This is a genomic window from Paenibacillus sp. WLX1005 (assembly GCF_046603685.1).
In the GTDB taxonomy this organism is placed as follows: domain Bacteria; phylum Bacillota; class Bacilli; order Paenibacillales; family Paenibacillaceae; genus Saccharibacillus.
Genome location: NZ_CP176756.1, coordinates 3,856,746 through 3,875,738, shown reverse-complemented (window position 1 = coordinate 3,875,738; position 18,993 = coordinate 3,856,746). Strand labels below are relative to the sequence as shown.

General features: G+C 46.7%; 15 protein-coding genes. All 15 read left to right on the top strand.

From position 1 onward, the window contains the following. Nucleotides 1–3: 3 nt before the first annotated feature. The 15 genes from lepA to ACE3MZ_RS16455 all read left to right on the top strand — a co-directional run bounded on the left by lepA (nt 4) and on the right by ACE3MZ_RS16455 (nt 18,542). A complete protein-coding gene (gene lepA, locus ACE3MZ_RS16525; RefSeq protein ID WP_411343233.1) occupies nt 4–1,818 on the top strand; it encodes a translation elongation factor 4 in 1,815 nt (604 codons plus the stop codon). Between the two features lie 157 nt (nt 1,819–1,975). Beyond that, nucleotides 1,976–3,157: a radical SAM family heme chaperone HemW gene (gene hemW, locus ACE3MZ_RS16520; protein WP_411343232.1), complete on the top strand. Its 1,182-nt coding sequence runs from the start codon at nt 1,976–1,978 to the stop codon at nt 3,155–3,157. A gap of 20 nt (nt 3,158–3,177) precedes the next feature. Beyond that, entirely contained in the window at nt 3,178–3,330 is a 153-nt protein-coding gene (locus tag ACE3MZ_RS16515; protein WP_411343231.1) for a hypothetical protein, read from the top strand. A 608-nt stretch (nt 3,331–3,938) separates the two neighbouring features. Further along, nucleotides 3,939–4,409: an N-acetyltransferase gene (locus ACE3MZ_RS16510; RefSeq protein ID WP_411343230.1), complete on the top strand. Its 471-nt coding sequence runs from the start codon at nt 3,939–3,941 to the stop codon at nt 4,407–4,409. 273 nt (nt 4,410–4,682) lie between these two features. Beyond that, the gene (gene hrcA, locus ACE3MZ_RS16505; protein WP_411343229.1) at nt 4,683–5,714 is read left to right on the top strand and encodes a heat-inducible transcriptional repressor HrcA; all 1,032 of its coding nucleotides are present in this window, start codon (nt 4,683–4,685) and stop codon (nt 5,712–5,714) included. A 159-nt stretch (nt 5,715–5,873) separates the two neighbouring features. Beyond that, nucleotides 5,874–6,476, top strand: a complete 603-nt coding sequence (gene grpE, locus ACE3MZ_RS16500; RefSeq protein ID WP_411343228.1) for a nucleotide exchange factor GrpE — start codon at nt 5,874–5,876, stop codon at nt 6,474–6,476. Nucleotides 6,477–6,869: 393 nt separating this feature from the next. Next, the gene (gene dnaK, locus ACE3MZ_RS16495) at nt 6,870–8,702 is read left to right on the top strand and encodes a molecular chaperone DnaK (protein WP_411343227.1); all 1,833 of its coding nucleotides are present in this window, start codon (nt 6,870–6,872) and stop codon (nt 8,700–8,702) included. A gap of 243 nt (nt 8,703–8,945) precedes the next feature. After that, the gene (gene dnaJ, locus ACE3MZ_RS16490) at nt 8,946–10,070 is read left to right on the top strand and encodes a molecular chaperone DnaJ (protein WP_411343226.1); all 1,125 of its coding nucleotides are present in this window, start codon (nt 8,946–8,948) and stop codon (nt 10,068–10,070) included. Nucleotides 10,071–10,277: 207 nt separating this feature from the next. Then, nucleotides 10,278–11,255 carry a 50S ribosomal protein L11 methyltransferase gene (prmA, locus tag ACE3MZ_RS16485; RefSeq protein ID WP_411343225.1) on the top strand — a complete coding sequence of 326 codons (978 nt, stop codon included), beginning with the start codon at nt 10,278–10,280 and terminating at the stop codon, nt 11,253–11,255. A gap of 2 nt (nt 11,256–11,257) precedes the next feature. Next, nucleotides 11,258–11,944, top strand: a complete 687-nt coding sequence (locus ACE3MZ_RS16480) for a site-2 protease family protein (RefSeq protein WP_411343224.1) — start codon at nt 11,258–11,260, stop codon at nt 11,942–11,944. 472 nt (nt 11,945–12,416) lie between these two features. After that, complete coding sequence (gene ahpC, locus ACE3MZ_RS16475; RefSeq protein ID WP_411343223.1) at nt 12,417–12,980, top strand: alkyl hydroperoxide reductase subunit C; 564 nt, start codon at nt 12,417–12,419, stop codon at nt 12,978–12,980. Between the two features lie 44 nt (nt 12,981–13,024). Continuing rightward, nucleotides 13,025–14,554 (top strand): alkyl hydroperoxide reductase subunit F, encoded by a 1,530-nt coding sequence (ahpF, locus tag ACE3MZ_RS16470; RefSeq protein ID WP_411343222.1) that lies wholly within the window; start codon nt 13,025–13,027, stop codon nt 14,552–14,554. A 316-nt stretch (nt 14,555–14,870) separates the two neighbouring features. Further along, nucleotides 14,871–15,647 carry a 16S rRNA (uracil(1498)-N(3))-methyltransferase gene (locus ACE3MZ_RS16465; protein ID WP_411343221.1) on the top strand — a complete coding sequence of 259 codons (777 nt, stop codon included), beginning with the start codon at nt 14,871–14,873 and terminating at the stop codon, nt 15,645–15,647. 2 nt (nt 15,648–15,649) lie between these two features. Further along, the gene (gene mtaB / locus ACE3MZ_RS16460) at nt 15,650–16,996 is read left to right on the top strand and encodes a tRNA (N(6)-L-threonylcarbamoyladenosine(37)-C(2))-methylthiotransferase MtaB (protein WP_411346823.1); all 1,347 of its coding nucleotides are present in this window, start codon (nt 15,650–15,652) and stop codon (nt 16,994–16,996) included. A 175-nt stretch (nt 16,997–17,171) separates the two neighbouring features. Next, on the top strand, nt 17,172–18,542 hold the full coding sequence (locus tag ACE3MZ_RS16455) for a class I SAM-dependent rRNA methyltransferase (RefSeq protein WP_411343220.1): 1,371 nt from the start codon (nt 17,172–17,174) through the stop codon (nt 18,540–18,542). The last annotated feature ends 451 nt before the right edge of the window (nt 18,543–18,993 follow it).

The window sequence follows — 18,993 nt, the reverse complement described above, 5'->3', positions numbered from 1 at the left end:
GGCATGACTGATATTTCAGCAAGACAGGAAAAAATACGTAATTTCTCTATTATTGCGCATATTGACCATGGGAAGTCCACACTGGCGGACCGTATTCTGGAGTATACTGGCGCACTGACTTCTCGTGAAATGCAGGAGCAGGTACTGGACCAGATGGAACTGGAGCGCGAGCGCGGAATTACAATCAAATTGCAGGCAGTTCGTTTGACATACAAGGCCGATGACGGCGAGGAATACCTGCTCAATCTGATCGATACACCGGGACACGTCGACTTTACGTACGAGGTTTCCCGCAGTCTTGCTGCCTGCGAAGGCGCACTGCTGGTTGTTGATGCGGCTCAGGGTATTGAAGCCCAGACGCTGGCGAACGTGTATCTGGCACTGGATAACAATCTGGAGATTCTGCCGGTCATTAACAAAATCGACCTGCCAAGTGCAGACCCGGAACGTGTCAAACAAGAAGTAGAAGATGTAATCGGACTGGATGCCAGTGAAGCAGTACTTGCTTCTGCCAAAGCAGGCATCGGGATCAAGGAGATTCTGGAACAGGTTGTACAGAAGGTGCCTGCACCGACTGGCGATCCGTCCAATCCGCTGAAAGCGCTGATCTTCGACTCACACTATGATCCATACAAAGGGGTTATCATTTACTCCCGGATCGTGGACGGCAAGATCAAAGCAGGCTCCAAAATCAAAATGATGGCAACTGGTAAAGAATTCGAAGTTATCGAAGTCGGTGCTTTTATGCCGCGTATGACGATTGTCGATGAACTGAATGTCGGCGATGTCGGCTTTATCGTTGCTGGTATCAAAACGGTTGGCGATACGCGTGTCGGTGATACGATTACCGATGCCAAAACGCCAACGACCGAAGCGCTGCCGGGTTACCGCAAAATTAACCCGATGGTATACTGCGGTCTGTATCCGATCGAATCTTCTGATTATGTTGATCTGCGCGAAGCATTGGAAAAATTGCAATTGAACGATGCGTCTCTGAGCTTTGAGCCAGAATCGTCAAGCGCACTCGGCTTTGGTTTCCGTTGCGGATTCCTTGGTTTGCTGCATATGGACGTGATTCAGGAGCGGATTGAGCGCGAGTTCAATATTCCGCTGATTACGACAGCACCAAGCGTTATCTACCACGTTACACTGACCAATGGCGATGTGCTGACGATCGATAACCCGTCAAACTATCCAGAAGTCGGTCGTATCGAATACGTGGAAGAGCCGTATGTGAAGGCATCCATCATCGTACCGAACGATTTTGTCGGAACGGTTATGGAGCTGTGTCAGACCAAACGTGGTGAGTTTATCAATATGGAGTATCTGGATACGACGCGTGTAACGATCACGTATCAGGTGCCGCTGTCCGAGATCGTGTACGATTTCTTCGACCAGTTGAAATCAAGCACGAAGGGGTATGCGTCGTTTGACTACGAGCTGTCTGGTTACCGCAAATCGAATCTGGTGAAAATGGATATTCTGCTGAACGCCGAACAGGTCGATGCACTGTCCTTTATCGTTCACCGTGATCGTGCGTATCATCGTGGACGCGTCATCTGTGAAAAGCTGCGCGAACTAATCCCGCGTCAAATGTTCGAAATTCCGATTCAAGCTTCGGTCGGAACCAAAGTCGTTGCTCGTGAAACGGTAAAAGCAATGCGTAAAAACGTCCTTGCCAAATGTTACGGCGGCGATATTTCTCGTAAACGTAAACTGCTGGAAAAACAAAAAGAAGGTAAAAAGCGCATGAAGCAAGTCGGTAATGTAGAAGTACCGCAGGAAGCCTTTATGGCAGTACTGCGTATCGACGACTAGATGCTAGCCGAGTATACACGATGGATCAAGCAGGGAAGGCCCGACAACGGGCTTTCCCTTTTGTCCATTATTGAGATTAGAATCAATCCATCTAACAATGAACAGTCCCCGGTATGATTGCCGGGTTTACAATAGACTGACGGGGAGGAAACCGGTCATGAATACAGCAACCCATACAGACGCGCCCCGTGCAATATATGTGCACATTCCGTTCTGCACCAACAAATGCTTTTACTGTGACTTTAATTCTTACGTTCTAAAGGATCAGCCAGTGATGGATTATTTGCGGGCTTTGGATCGTGAGATGGAATATACGGTACAACAGACACCACCGGGCGTGATCGATACGATCTTTGTCGGTGGAGGTACACCAACTGTCCTGAAAAATGATGAAATGGAATACTTTTTGCAAAGTTTGCGCCGTCATTTCCCGAACTGGGCGGAGGATATCGAATTTACGATGGAAGCCAATCCGGGTACAACGGATGCGGACAAGCTGGCGATTATGAAAGCAGGCGGCGTGAATCGTGTTAGCTTTGGCGTACAGGCTTTTCAAAATGAACTGCTGACTGGCATCGGACGGATTCACAATACAGATGATGTATATCGTAGTCTGGAAAATGCGCGCAAAGTCGGTCTGAACAATCTGTCGATCGACCTGATGTTCGGATTGCCGAATCAGACGCTGGATATGCTGTCATACAGTGTGGATCGCGCCTTGGAGCTGGATTTGCCGCATTACTCAATCTATAGCTTAAAAGTAGAAGAGAATACGCTATTCCATACCCTGTTCCAGAAAAATCAGCTGCCACTGCCAGATGAGGAATCTGAGCTTAACATGTATTTGCTGCTGATGGATAAGATGAAGCAGGCAGGCTATGAGCAATATGAGATTAGTAATTTTGCCAAGCCGGGGTACGGTAGTCGTCATAATATGACCTACTGGCGCAATGAGGATTATTACGGACTTGGTGCTGGTGCGCATGGATATGTACATGGCAAGCGTCATATTAACATCAAAGGTGTAAATCCATACAATGACGCTGCTGCGACGCGATTGCCGCGTCTGGATGCGTCCGAGATTGATCGCGATGAGGCGATGGAAGATTATATGATGGTTGGTCTACGCATGCTAGAAGGTGTGTCCAAGGAACGGTTTGCCCGTCAATTCAACGGGGAACAGCTGGATGATGTGTTCCGGGTGCAATTGGACAAGCTGCTCAAGAATGACCTGTTGCAACCGACCGAGGATGGCTATCGTTTGAGTGAAAAAGGCTTGCTCTTCGGTAACGATGTATTTGGCGAGTTTGTAGGCAGTCTGGTGCAGGAACACGCATAACATAATATGACTGGACAAAGATGTACCCGTTAAGCATAATTACTGCGCAGACGCAGACGCAGACGCAGACGCAGACGCAGACGCAGACGCAGACGCAGACGCAGACGCAGACGCAGACGCAGACGCAGACGCAGACGCAGACGCAGACGCAGACGCAGACGCAGACCGTGTAGGCGGTAAACAAATAGGTAAAAGAAGGCGCTGACCGTATAAGGTTGGTGCCTTCTTTGTTTTGATGCGAGCTAGTTCAATATTTGGATGATGCATATCCACATACCAAAGCCGCAATATCCATCCAAACAGAACATTTTTATGTCGTGAATCATATTATTGATCACTCTGCTCATACTGACAAAAAATAGTGATACTAATACATACACGTAAAACTGAATAATTTTCATTTATCTGTGTAATGTATACGTATTCCCTTTTAAAGATGAATAAAATACAGTCATCTCGATTTGATTTGCTATTCAGTTAGATAGAAAATAATCAAAAATACGTTGGGGAATAACATTGCAAATATAGATTTTCCATAGACACAGCAAGGTTTTTTTCATATAGTATGTACTTCAAAAAAACTCTAAACATTTTCGTGCAATCTATTGAATTTTCATTTGCTATGATGTATATTTATACGTATTCGTTTCACAAAAAGATAACATTGCTGTGAACATTTAAAATTGCGAAAACAAAACGCACGAAAATAAAACGTAGGTAAACGGACCATTGATCATACCATGTGACAGATCCGCAACGCCGCAACGGGGAGGAACGTATCATGCATGCTGTCGTCACTTGCAGAGCAGCCGTACCAGCAGATGTAGAAGCACTTTATCAATTAATATCGGGATATGCCGAGCGAGGCATCATGCTGCCACGTTCACGCGATGTGTTGCATCGTCAATTGGAGCATTTCGTTATTGCTGAACTTGATGGTGAGCTAGTAGGCTGCGGTTCGTTATGCAAATTGGGACCAGAGCTGGTCGAGATTCGTTCGCTCGGTATTTCCGAAGGGCATAAAGGTCATGGCATCGGTTCGCGTCTGGTTGATACATTGATCGAGCAAGCAGCTGCCAAAGGCTTGCGCAAAGTCATGGCGCTTACGTATGAAGTTTCGTTTTTTAAAAAGAACGGTTTTGAAGTCGTACAGACTAGTATTTTTCCGGAAAAGGTATGGGCAGATTGCCGTCATTGTCCGAAGCAGGACAATTGCGACGAGATTGCCGTACTGAAAGTGTTGGATATATAAACATTGAAAAAAGCCGCTATATCTGACGGCTTTATACGATATACAGAACAAGCTCGATGACAGTGCATCTCCTTGCTGTTGCCGGGCTTGTTTGTTTTCTGAAATAGATATCGCAAAAATACCAAACCGACTTGACAATAAAGTCGTCGATTTGGTATTTTTGTATTAGTCGTTAGCACTCATTGAAGTTGAGTGCTAACGAAAAAATGAATGTTCGATGTACAGGCATGGATTCTAGTTTTACCATATCACCATTTAAGAGGAGGGAACCTCATGTTAACCGAGCGTCAAAAAATGATTCTGAACGCAATTGTGGATGATTACATTCGTTCGGCAGAACCTGTCGGGTCCCGCAGCATATCCAAGCGCGGAGATGTAAATTACAGCCCGGCTACGATTCGCAATGAGATGGCTGATCTGGAAGAGCTGGGATTTTTGGAACAGCCGCATACATCCGCTGGACGTATTCCTTCCAATAAAGGATACCGTTACTATGTCGATCATATGTCGCCAATTCAGGCGGTCAATGTGGGCGAGGTCAAAGAGTTAAAACGCTTTTTTACTGAGAAGCTTAATGCCGCGGAGCAGATGATGCAGCATACCGCGATGGTATTATCGCATGTGACGAACTATACTTCTATTTTACTGGGGCCGGAAGTATTCCATACTTCCTTACGCCACTTCCAACTATTGTCGCTGGATGATCAGAATGCGATTGCTATTCTGGTGACAAGCACCGGACAGGTCGAGAATCGCAAAATCCGTATTCCTGACAATGTATCGGCTTCCGAACTAGAGCAGATGGTCAACCTGCTTAACAGTCGGTTGGTAGGCGTGCCTTTATATAAACTGAAAACCCGTATCTTCTCCGAAATTGGCGAGGAAATGCAGCGTCATCTGGAGCATTACGAAGATATGATGACTGCGCTAGAAGGCGCATTTGGTCACGAGCAGGAACAGAAGATTTTCCTAAGCGGTGCAACCAATATGCTGATCCAACCAGAATTCAAAGATATGGACAAAGTCAAAAATATTCTTGATCTTTTGGGAGAAACACCGACGCTAACTCGTCTTATGACAGAAGCGTCCAATCCGAATGGAATTCAGGTTCGGATCGGTGCCGAGAATGCGCATGAAGCTTTTGAGAATTGCAGTCTGATTACCGCCACATATGAATTGGATGGCGAATCGCTAGGTACGATCGGTATATTGGGACCGACGCGGATGGAATATGCACGCGTGATGGGCATACTGAATATGCTGTCTCATGACATGACTCGTATTTTGAAGCAGTGGTATCGTTAATTGTTCTCTCTACAACAAGATAACATTCGCTGATTGGATGAATCAGAAGCTGCATAAATGGTTATTTTAGCAGGCAGGAACCTTTTCGCTCATAGGAACGTACAAGCTCATAGCGGATTGGACTCAAGCCCGGCATTTATTTTAAGGAGGTGAACAATCTTGAATAAAGAGCAATCCTTTCAAGAGAACAACAATCCGGAACAACAGCCGGTAAATGAAGCCGAAGCAATGGAAAACGTGGAATCGACAGAAACTACGGAACAGGACAACACTTCCGAAGCAGCAGAAACGCCGATCGAAGAAGTTGTATCCCGTGCTGAGCTGGAACGCTTACAGGCACAAGCCGACGACCAAACCCAGCGTTTGCTGCGCGCACAAGCTGATTTTGACAACTTCCGTCGCCGTACACAAAAGGAAAAAGAAGATCTGGCAAAATACGCTTCCGCAGGCTTGATTACCGAACTGATCCCGGTTATCGATAATTTTGAACGCGCGATGGCAACCAAACCGGATAGCCCGGAACTGGAATCCTTCAACAAAGGCGTAGACATGATCTTTCGCCAACTGTCTGATGTACTCAAAAACACAGGTCTGACACCAATGGAATCTGTAGGTCAACCATTCAACCCTGAATTCCATCAGGCTGTGATGCAGGTCGAATCCGACGAACACGAAGAAGGAACCGTCGTCGAAGAACTGCAAAAAGGCTACATCCTCAAAGACAAAGTCATCCGCCCAGCAATGGTCAAAGTCAGCGGTTAATAACAACATTATTTGTGCCTACGATCAACTCCAAGTAAGCCAAATAAGTATATTTCAATGCTTTTAAAAGTATATTTAAAAGCTCGTACTACGAACCAATAAATACAATTTTGGCACAGCCAAAATTCACAGCTAAGCCCACTACTTAGCAACTTCTAAAATTGACCTTGTTATTGAACTCACATGCTCGTGTTCGCACGGAGCGTAGGGAAGGGAATTGGGAAAAAGGAAGACTTTGGAGTGGTGAGAATCTACATTTATCTTCTAATCCGTAGATTCTCATCACTCCACCGGAGTCCGTTTCCCAATCCCTTCCCGAAGCGGTCCTTGCAAACCAAGCAAAGTGAGTACTCAAAACAAGTCCAATTCCAAAACAGGGAGGAAATTTAAGTCATGAGTAAAGTAATCGGTATTGACCTTGGTACAACCAATTCATGTGTAGCAGTAATGGAAGGCGGCGAAGCAGTCGTTATTCCTAACCCGGAAGGCGCACGTACAACCCCTTCCGTAGTTGGCTTCAAAAAAGATGGTGAGCGTATCGTTGGTGAAACAGCAAAACGCCAATCCATCACTAACCCGGATCGTACGATCAGTTCCATCAAGCGTCATATGGGTACAGATCACAAAGAAACCATCGACGACAAAAACTATAGCTCCCAAGAAATCTCTGCTATGATTCTGCAAAAGCTGAAATCCGATGCAGAAGCATACTTGGGTCAACCAGTAACACAAGCTGTTATCACAGTTCCAGCTTATTTCAACGATAGTCAGCGTCAAGCAACCAAAGATGCTGGTAAAATCGCAGGTCTGGAAGTTCTGCGTATCGTCAACGAGCCGACAGCAGCAGCGCTGGCATACGGTCTCGAAAAATCCGAAGATCAAACAATCCTCGTTTATGACCTGGGCGGCGGTACATTCGACGTATCGATCCTGGAACTGGGCGATGGTTTCTTCGAAGTAAAAGCAACAAGCGGTGACAACCATCTCGGTGGTGACGACTTTGACCAAGTCATCATTGACTATCTCGTAAGTGAATTCAAAAAAGATCAAGGTATTGATCTGAGCAAAGATAAAGCAGCGGTACAACGTCTGAAAGACGCAGCTGAAAAAGCGAAAAAAGAACTGTCTGGCGTACTGACAACGACGATCTCTCTGCCGTTCATCACAGTTGCAGACGGCGTACCTCAGCATTTGGAAGTAAACCTGACTCGTGCCAAATTCGAAGAACTGACTGCCTCTCTTGTAGAGCGTACCCTCGGTCCAACTCGTCAAGCGATCAAAGACTCCGGTCTGAGCGCTAACGAAATCGACAAAATCGTTCTCGTCGGTGGTTCGACTCGTATTCCTGCCGTACAGGAAGCGATCAAAAAACTGACTGGCAAAGACCCACACAAAGGCGTTAACCCGGATGAAGTAGTTGCTCTGGGCGCAGCCGTTCAAGCGGGCGTACTGACTGGTGACGTCAAAGACGTCGTTCTGCTGGACGTAACTCCACTGTCCCTCGGTATCGAGACAGCAGGTGGCGTATTCACCAAAATGATCGATCGCAACACAACAATCCCAACTAGCAAATCGCAAGTGTTCTCCACTTACGCGGACAATCAGCCTAGCGTTGAGATTCACGTTCTGCAAGGGGAGCGCGAAATGGCAGCAGGCAACAAAACACTGGGTCGTTTCATGCTGGGCGATATTCCAGCTGCACCACGCGGCGTACCACAAATCGAAGTTACTTTTGACATCGATGCGAACGGTATCGTTAACGTATCTGCAACGGACAAAGGTACAAACAAAAGTCAAAAAATCACAATCACTTCTTCCAGCGGTCTGAGCGATGAAGAAGTTGAGAAAATGATGAAAGACGCTGAGCTGCACGCGGAAGAAGACCGCAAGCGTAAAGAGCTGGTTGAAGTGAAAAACAGCGGTGACCAACTCATTTACCAAGTGGAAAAAACAATCAAAGATCTTGGCGAAAAAGCGGATGCAGGCGAAGTCGAAAAAGCAAATGCTGCAAAAGACAAGCTGAAATCTGTGCTGGAAGGCGAAGACGTAGAAGCGATCAAAGCAGCTACCGAAGAGCTGAGCACTGTTGCACAAGCATTGGCAGTGAAACTGTATGAGCAAGCACAGCAGGATCAACCGGCTGGTGATGCAGCACAGGGCGCTCCGAAAAACGACAATGTTGTAGACGCTGAATACGAAGTTGTTGACGAAGACAAAAAAGATTAATCATCCAAACATGTTTGGAATGGGAAGGTCAAAGCCGGGGCATCCCGTGCTTTGACTTTCATTTTTTATGTCCGCATGGTATAAACACATAGTGGCATATGATGAACGGATGAGTGTACAGTTGGATGAAGTGCAGCACCGTTTCATACAAATACAGCAGTGAATAGCTACATGCCCGATCTGGGGAAAGTGAACCCTGATGTTGGATGTCGTGTAGTGTAATCATGAAGTGGAGGTGGACCGATGGCGGACAAACGCGATTATTACGAGGTGCTTGGCATAGGCAAAGATGCCTCTGATGATGATATTAAAAAGGCATACCGCAAGCTGGCGCGCCAGTATCACCCGGACGTCAACAAAGAGGCGGATGCAGAAACGAAGTTCAAAGAGGTCAAAGAAGCTTACGACGTACTGAGCGATTCGTCCAAACGGTCGCAGTATGATCAATACGGTCATATCGATCCGAACCAAGGTGGATTTGGCGGTGGAGGATTCTCGGCTGGCGGTGGCGGCTTTGGCGATATTTTTGATATGTTCTTTGGTGGCAATGGCAGACAGCGTAACCCGAATGCACCGCAGCGTGGTAACGATCTGCAATACACGATGACATTAGAGTTCAAGGAAGCGATTTTTGGTAAAGAAACGGATATTACCATCAACCGTACCGAGAATTGCGATGTGTGTAACGGCAGTGGTGCCAAACCGGGCACTGAACCGAAAACATGCTCCGTCTGTCATGGTTCTGGACAGGAAGAAGTAGTACAAAATACGCCATTCGGACGTATGGTGAATCGTCGCAGTTGTTCCAATTGCGGAGGCACTGGTACAATCATCGAAGAGAAATGCGGTAATTGTAACGGTGCAGGCCGTGTGAAAAAACAACGCAAAATCCATATTCGCATCCCTGCTGGTGTGGATGACGGTTCGCAAATGCGCGTAAATGGTGAAGGCGAAGGCGGCGTGAAAGGTGGTCCTCCGGGCGATCTGTATATCGTATTCCGCGTAAAAGATCATGATTTCTTCCAACGGGAAGATGAAGATATTTATTGCGAAATCCCGCTTACCTTTACACAGGCAGCGCTTGGCGACGAGATCGAAGTGCCAACATTGACCGAAAAAGTAAAAATCAAAGTGCCGGCAGGTACACAGACAGGTACGTACTTCCGTCTGAAAGGCAAAGGCGTTCCACGTCTGCGCGGTACCGGTCAAGGTGACCAGCATATTAAAGTTGTGGTCGTGACGCCGAGTACGTTGACTGACGACCAAAAAGAGCTGCTGCGTCAATTCGGTTCATTGAGCGGCGAGAAAACACATGAAAATGAACAGTCGTTCTTTGATCGTGTGAAACGCGCGTTCCGCGGTGATTGATACGTCGCAGTGATGTACAAGTACAAAGGGAATTGTAGAAGAAGCCCGGTTCTTTCGCGGAACCGGGCTTTTATACTGTGAACGTACTTGGATGTGTAATAATGGCTTTGTTTTGTATTTTGAATTAAATCAGGAATGTGTAGTACAATGAAGCGTAATGCAAACCGGGCAGTGACAGGTCCGATGACGATCAGGAGGAATGAAATCATGTTATGGCATGAATTGACGATACATACGACGGAGCAGGCAGTGGAGATGATCTCTAACTTTTTGCATGAAGCAGGCGCAGGTGGCGTGACGATTGAAGAATCGGGTACGCTGAACAAAGAACGTGATACCTCATACGGACAATGGTATGAATTGCCACTGAACGATATTCCAGAAGGTCTGGCAGTCGTACAGGGGTATTTTTCAGAGGATATCGATATGGACACCATTGCAGCTGAGATTGGTACTCGTACTGCGCAGCTGAAGGAGTTCGGTATCGATGCTGGTGAAGCGTCGATCTCAGTGCGCACTGTGGATGAAGACGATTGGGCAAATGCGTGGAAGCAATATTTTAAACCGATTCGTGTGTCTGAACGTCTGACGATCAAGCCGACATGGGAGGAGTATACGCCACAGAGTGAGCAGGAGCAGATTATCGAACTGGACCCGGGTATGGCGTTCGGAACAGGTACCCATCCAACCACATCACTCTGTCTGCGTACGCTGGAAACAGTGATCAAGGGCGGCGAAGAAGTGATCGACGTTGGAACCGGCTCCGGTATTCTGGCAATCGGTGCAATCAAGCTTGGTGCAAAAAGTGTACTAGCGCTTGATCTGGACCCGGTAGCGGTATCCAGTGCGCGTGAGAATACGCATCTGAACGGTCTGGATGACCGTATTATCGTCCACGAGAGCGATCTGCTGTCTGTACTCAAAGCAGAAGCCAACACAGCGGAGAATGCGCTTAACGTTACGCTGCCGGTACAGGTAGTTGTAGCGAATATTTTGGCGGAAATTATTTTGCTATTTATCGACGATGTGTATGAAGCGCTACCTGTAGGCGGGGTGTATATTGCATCCGGTATTTACAAAAACAAAGAAGATGTCGTGCATCAAGCGCTGGAGCAAGCTGGCTTCGAGATCGAAGGCGCTCATCGCGATGAAGATTGGATCGCGTTTGTGGCGAGAAAGAGGTAAGTATGGATTTTCTGAACAATATTCTGTTTGTACCTCTGAATATTTTGCCGTTTTATGTGCTGGCACTAGTAATCGGCTTTACGGTGCATGAATTTTCCCATGCATATTTTGCTAACAAGTTTGGTGATCCGACGGCAAAGATGCTAGGGCGAGTGACATTAAATCCGGCAGCACATGTTGATCTGCTTGGTTTGGTTTTGCTGTTGATTGCAGGCTTTGGCTGGGCGCGTCCAGTGCCGGTGAATCGTGCCAACTTTCACCGCCCGCGTTTGATGGGCATTATCGTATCGGCTGCGGGACCGGTGAGTAATCTACTGCTGGCGCTGATAACGGTAATCATTTATTACGGACTGAACTACTTTGGCGTGATCGGTTCGTTTGCGAATAATCGAATTGATATTGCGATCGTTACTTTTGTGCAATACATGGTATTGATGAACTGTTTCCTGTTTATTTTCAATCTGATTCCATTGCCACCGCTTGATGGATATCGCATTCTATCCGATTGGTTACCGCCAAGGATTAGTTACAAGCTGCAACGAGTAGAACAATGGGCAATGCTGATTTTCTTATTGCTATTATTCCTGCCACCACTGCGTGCAGTCACGATCCAACCGTTATATGGATTAGCGGGATCATTATCTGAAAGCTTCTATACACTTGCTGGTTATATCTTTGGCGGTAGGTAGTATGTCGTTTCTGTGATGCAACGCAACGTTCATTAAAGTTATGTTGAGCTATAGGATAATTCAATCAGGTTGAATGTAAAATATCCTAATATCTTGATAAGTATTAAAATGCCGATACACAGTGTCTTTCGCTGTTATCGGCATTTTTCTTTTTCATGAACTTCATGAAGATTGATGAGAAGTGAAAATGAAAACGGAAAATGCTGTATTGTAAACGCTCTATATGCAAAAGGGCAAATATGAACAAATATTGAACTTTTATCAGTCAAAACGGATACGAAAATGGGCAAAATCGTGAAAATCACAGACAGGAAAATATAGTTCATCGTATGCTAAAATGAAGATTGAGTGAAGTGTAGTACATCACTTGACATTACCCTGCAACAAGTATGATAATGATTCTCAGATTGTATTTATTCTAAATACAGATGACATCATTCAAAAAATCATTGGATATAGGAGGAATTATATTATGTCTCTTATCGGTAAAAAAGTAGATTCTTTCAACGCAAAAGCATTTCACAACGGTGAATTCATCGATGTGTCCGAGCAAAACTTCCAAGGCAAATGGAGCATCGTTTGCTTCTATCCAGCGGATTTCACATTTGTTTGCCCAACTGAACTGGGTGACCTGCAAGATCAATACGCTACACTGAAAGATCTGGGCGTAGAAGTATACTCCGTATCGACAGATACTCACTTTACACACAAAGCATGGCACGATCATTCCGACGTTATCAGCAAACTGGAATACATTATGATCGGTGATCCTTCCCAACGCATCTCCCGCATCTTCGACGTTCTGGACGAAGAAGAAGGTCTGGCACAACGCGGTACATTCATCATTGACCCTGAAGGTGTTGTACAAACCGTAGAAATTAACGCTGACGGTATCGGTCGCGATGCAAGCACACTGGTTGATAAAATCAAAGCAGCTCAATATGTACGCAACAATCCGGGTGAAGTATGCCCTGCTAAATGGAAAGAAGGCGGCGAAACGCTGAAACCAAGCCTGGATCTGGTTGGTAAAATCTAAGTTTCAATAGAGATCAAGCATTTACGGATAAGGAGCATGAGCACATGGTATTAGATGCAGAAATGAAAACACAACTCTCTCAATACCTTCAACTTCTGGAAAGCGACATCGTGCTGAAAGTTAGCGCTGGCGATGACAAAGCTTCTCAGGAAACGCTGGAGCTTCTGAACGAACTTGCTGCCATTTCTTCGCGCATCAAAGTGGAAACAGCTGTGCTGGAACGCACGCCAAGCTTTAGCGTAAATCGTGTTGGCGAAGACACCGGTGTTGTATTTGCCGGTGTTCCGCTTGGACACGAATTTACTTCCCTTGTGATGGCATTGCTCCAGGTGAGCGGTCGCGCGCCGAAGGTCGATGACAGTCTGATCGCTCAGGCAAAAGCGGTGAAGGGCAGCTATACATTTGAAACGTATGTCAGTCTGACATGCCACAACTGTCCAGATGTCGTGCAGGCGCTGAACATTTTGAGCGTGCTCAACCCGAACATTACGCACACGATGATCGAGGGCGGCGCATTCAAACACGAAGTGGATAGCAAAAACATCATGGCGGTACCAACTGTACTGCTGAACGGTGAAGCATTTGGTAGTGGTCGGATGTCCCTACAAGATATTTTGTCCAAATTGGGCGCAGGTCCAGATGCGGATGAACTGTCTGAAAAAGAAGCCTACGATGTGCTCGTAGTCGGCGGCGGCCCTTCCGGTTCCAGTGCGGCTGTATACGCAGCACGCAAAGGTATTCGTACTGGTCTAGTAGCTGAGCGCTTTGGTGGTCAGGTGATGGATACAGTTGGGATCGAGAACTTCATTAGCGTGAAATACACCGAAGGTCCTAAGCTGGCAGCCAGTCTGGAAGAGCATGTGAAGGAATATGGCGTAGACATTATGCCATCTCTGCGTGCAAAACGTTTGGAGAAAAAAGATCTGGTTGAAGTAGAACTGGAAAACGGCGCAGTACTGAAAAGTAAAACCGTTATCCTATCTACGGGCGCACGCTGGCGCAATATCGGCGTACCGGGTGAAGCAGAATTCAAAAACAAAGGTGTCGCTTATTGCCCGCACTGTGATGGTCCTCTGTTTGAAGGCAAACACGTTGCAGTTATTGGTGGCGGCAACTCTGGTATTGAAGCTGCAATCGACCTTGCTGGTATTGTTAAGCACGTAACCGTTCTTGAATTTGCACCAGAATTGAAAGCCGATTCCGTGTTGCAGGAGCGTCTGTACAGCCTGCCAAACGTAACGGTTGTCAAAAATGCGCAAACAAAAGAAATCACAGGTACAGATACAGTGAACGGTATTAGCTATATCGACCGCGATACGCTGGAAGAGCACCATGTAGAGCTGCAAGGTGTGTTCGTTCAGATCGGTCTGGTGCCTAACACCGATTGGCTCAAAGACACGCTCGAACTGACTCGCATGGGTGAGATCGTTGTTGATAAGCACGGCGCAACAAGCGTTCCCGGCGTATTCGCAGCTGGCGATTGCACAGATAGCGCATATAAGCAGATCATCATCTCGATGGGCTCTGGCGCAACAGCTGCACTGGGCGCATTTGATTATATGATCCGTCATTAAGTTTATTGTAAAGCATAAATAAAAGTCCTTCTGTCGTATCGATTTATTCGATCATGGTAGAGGGACTTTTGCTGTTTTGGATTTTACTTTACACTCAATATAATGATAGAAAACTCCGAATGACAATTTATCCTGAACACCTAGCCCTCACTGGTTAAAAGTTGTATGATAGAAATTCAGGGATTCACTTCGATATCCTGTTCTGCTGTGTTAGTATGCCCGGCTTGTAGGTACATAATTTGGGCTATTTGAATGCAAGCGGTACAGAATTATATAATAGTAGTAAGGAAAATGTCATACAGAAAGTGGATGAAGGATGCAGCGATATTTTGTACCGGCAGAGCAATTCAGTGAGCAGCAGGTCATCATTACTGGCGAAGATGCTCGGCATATTATTCGGGTGATGCGTTCGCAGGAAGGTGATGAATTCATCGCCTGTGATGGCAAGCAACTGGATGTGCTGGCTGAAATAATCAATATGGATGAAGGCATCGTAACGGCACGTATTGTAGAGCGATTGGAACAATTATCGGAAGCCCGCGTGCAGGTGACAATTGCGCAAAGTCTGCCAAAAGGCGATAAGATGGAAACGGTGATTCAGAAATGCACCGAGCTGGGTGCAGCGTCCTTTGTGCCATTTTTGTCCAAACGTACTGTTGTGCAGTATGATGCTCGTAAGGAAGAAAAGCGATTGCAACGCTGGAGCAAGATTGCCAAAGAAGCAGCGGAGCAAAGTCACCGTAGCCGTGTGCCGCAGATCGAACACGCGCTGACGTGGAAGCAACTACTAGCATCGCTGGAAGCATACGATCTAATTTGTTTTTGTTATGAAAAGGAAAATGGACACCAGCTTCGCGATGTGGTGCAGCCATTTGCCCGTGAATTACAAGAACGCACAGCGCAGGAACAGTCTGCTCGTGTGCTGATCGTCGTCGGACCGGAAGGTGGATTTACCGAACAAGAAGTGGAGGAAGCCGAAGGGCGAGGAGCGACATCAACCGGATTGGGACGACGCATTTTGCGTACCGAGACGGCAGCGATGACCGCACTTGCCTGTATCATGTATGAAACCGGAGAAATGGGAGGAATGTAATGATGCCATCTGTAGCGTTTTACACTCTGGGTTGTAAAGTGAACTTCTATGATACCGAAGCCATGTGGCAATTGTTCAAAAATGAAGGATACGAGCAGGTCGATTTTGAAGAAAAAGCGGCTGATGTATATGTCATTAACACCTGTACGGTAACCAATACCGGCGATAAGAAAAGTCGTCAGATTATTCGCCGTGCTGTTCGTCGTAATCCAGATGCAGTGATCGCTGTCACGGGTTGCTACGCACAAACCTCTCCGGCGGAGATTCTCGATATTGAAGGCGTCGATCTTGTCGTTGGTACCCAGGATCGTGACAAGCTGATGGATCATGTGCGCAGCTTGCAGGAAGAGCGCCGTCCAATCAATGCGGTACGCAATATTATGAAGACGCGTGAATTTGAGGAGCTGGACGTACCGGATTTTGCTAATCATACGCGTGCATTTTTGAAAATTCAGGAGGGCTGCAACAATTTCTGCACCTTCTGCATTATTCCGTGGTCGCGTGGTCTGTCTCGTAGTCGTGCTGCAAGCAGTGTGATTGCGCAAGCACATCAACTCGTAGCGGCAGGATACAAAGAAATCGTGCTGACCGGCATCCATACCGGCGGTTATGGCGATGATCTGGAAGATTATGATCTTGCCGATCTGCTGTGGGATCTGGATAAAGTCGAAGGTCTGGAGCGGATTCGCATCAGTTCGATTGAAGCGAGTCAGATTGACGACCGCGTGCTGGACGTGCTGAATCGTTCGTCCAAAATGTGCCGTCATTTTCATATTCCATTGCAAGCAGGCAACGACCATGTATTGAAACGGATGCGTCGTAAATATACCGTTGCTGAATATGCAGAGAAAATCCGCCGTATCCGTCAAGCGATGCCAGACGTAGCGATTACTACCGACGTCATTGTCGGCTTCCCAGGCGAAACGGAGGAAATGTATCGTAATGGTTATGAGCTGATGAAGTCGATTGGCTTTTCTGAAATGCACGTCTTCCCGTATTCCAGACGTACTGGCACACCAGCTGCACGTATGGAAGATCAGGTGGATGAAGAAGTGAAAAATGCTCGTGTGCACGAACTGATCGATCTGTCCGAGCAAATGCAATTATCGTATGCAGAGAAATTCGTCGGTCATGTGCTGGATATCATTCCAGAAAATAATGACAAAGGCTGGTTCGGTGATGGTATGATTGCTGGATATAGCGATAACTATTTGCAGATTGCTTTTGAAGGTTCGGAAGAGCTGGTCGGCAAGCTGTGCCGCGTGAAGCTGATAGAGCCGGGTGTCAATACAAGTCAAGGTCAACTTGTGCGCGTTTTGGAGCAAGAGCCGAGCAAGATCGCGCAGTAAACGGAATGACAGTGCGTCACAGTTGAACCTATATAATGTATATAAGATGTGCACGAGTAGAGTTTGAGATATGCATGAACAGAGGATTTCGTTTTGCATGTCCGGTTCAGAGCCGGAGCAGCAGGATGAAATCCTTTGTTTTGCTGTTAGGAATTTATTAAAGGAGTGAACAGAATTGGCAAATATTATTTTGCATCAAAAACGAAAAAAACGGTTGGAGCAAGGGCATCCGTGGATCTTTGAAAGTGAAATCGCCAGCGTAGAAGGCGAGCCGCAGGGTGGACAGGTTGTGCATGTGCTGAATCATCAGCGTAAATTCCTGGCATCTGGTTATTACAACCCGGCTTCCAAAATTACAGTGCGTGCTATTTCCAGACAACCGATAGAGGAGATGGATCAGGCGTTTTTTGCCAAACGGTTTGCATGGTGCCTTCAGCATCGGGCACGCTTTTTGCTGGAAGAAAATGCGTATCGTCTCGTGTATGGCGAAGCTGATTTCCTACCTGGTCTGATCGTGGACCGGTTTGATGATGTGCTCGTTGTACAACTGCTCACGCTGGGGATGGATCAGCGTCGTCAACAGATCGTAGACGCGTTAGTGGAAGTGGTGCAGCCGCAAGGCATTTATGAACGCAGCGATGTGTCCGTGCGCAAGCTGGAAGGATTGGAAGAGGTCAAAGGATTGCTGTACGGCGAATGCCCGCGCCATGTGACCGTATCGGAAAACGGTCTGCTGATCAAAGTAGATATTGAAGAAGGTCAGAAAACAGGCTATTTCTTCGACCAGCGTGAGAACCGCGCTTCGATTGCACCGCTCATGCTCGGCTGGGGTGAACGCAGCGGTATTACGATGCAGCAGGTGGAACAGGACGGACAACACATCACTGCTCCGGTTAACCGTAAAGGTAAAGTTGTCGATTTCCCTTACTGGGATGGCGCAACGGTACTGGAATGCTTTTCCCATACGGGCAGCTTCACACTGAATGCGTGCAAATACGGCGCCAAAAAAGTAACCTGTCTCGATATCTCCGCTCATGCGATCGAAAGTGCACAGGAAAATGTACGCTTGAATGGATTTGAAGAACGTGTGGAGTTTGTCGTAGCCGATGCATTTGACTATTTGCGCAGCAACGCCAGAGGTCTGGACGAGCGGCGTAACCGTGCTGCTGTCGATAGCAAGCAAGACACTTCTGTCCCTATGACAGCAGGCGGCGGACGTAGCTGGGATGTCGTTATCCTTGATCCACCGGCATTTGCCAAAACGAAAAGCGCAGTTCAAGGCGCTGTACGCGGCTACAAAGACATCAACCTGCACGGGATGAAGCTCGTTAACGAAGGCGGATACCTCGTGACAGCTAGCTGCTCATACCATATGAAACCGGAACTGTTTCTCGAAACAATCCAAGATGCTGCTCGCGACGCTGGTAAAATCCTGCGCCTGATCGACTGGAAAGCCGCAGGCAAAGACCACCCACAAATTCTGGGCGTCACCGAAGGTCACTATCTGAAATTCGCAATCTTCGAAGTCCGCAGCGCAGACTTTTAAGAAGTATCGTCAGTGACGGATGGAACAAGTGTACTATTTTGTATATATATCCAATCATTGCATTCTGCGTGCAAGATCATGATCCATGTAACCGAACCCGTTATCGTTTGCAAAGCCGTTATAGTATAATAAACCCACGGTGAGGAATCCCCTCCGCCTATCGTACCGCTTCGTACGCTACAGGCGGAGGGCTTTTCCATGTCCATGCATGTGTTACACGCAATGAGTGTATACCCATCATTCCACACATCAAAATGGTTGAGTTTGTTGAAGATACAATTAGGTGCTATATGAAAGCTTCAAAACCGCTCCAACTTGTACCAAAAACTGCTACATATCCAACTTCATCTTGTACCTGTATTGAATTTTGCATCCATGTGGAGTACATTGAAATATAAAGAACGTATGTTCCCTAATGAAAATAAAGCCCATCCCAATTTAGAGGTGATGT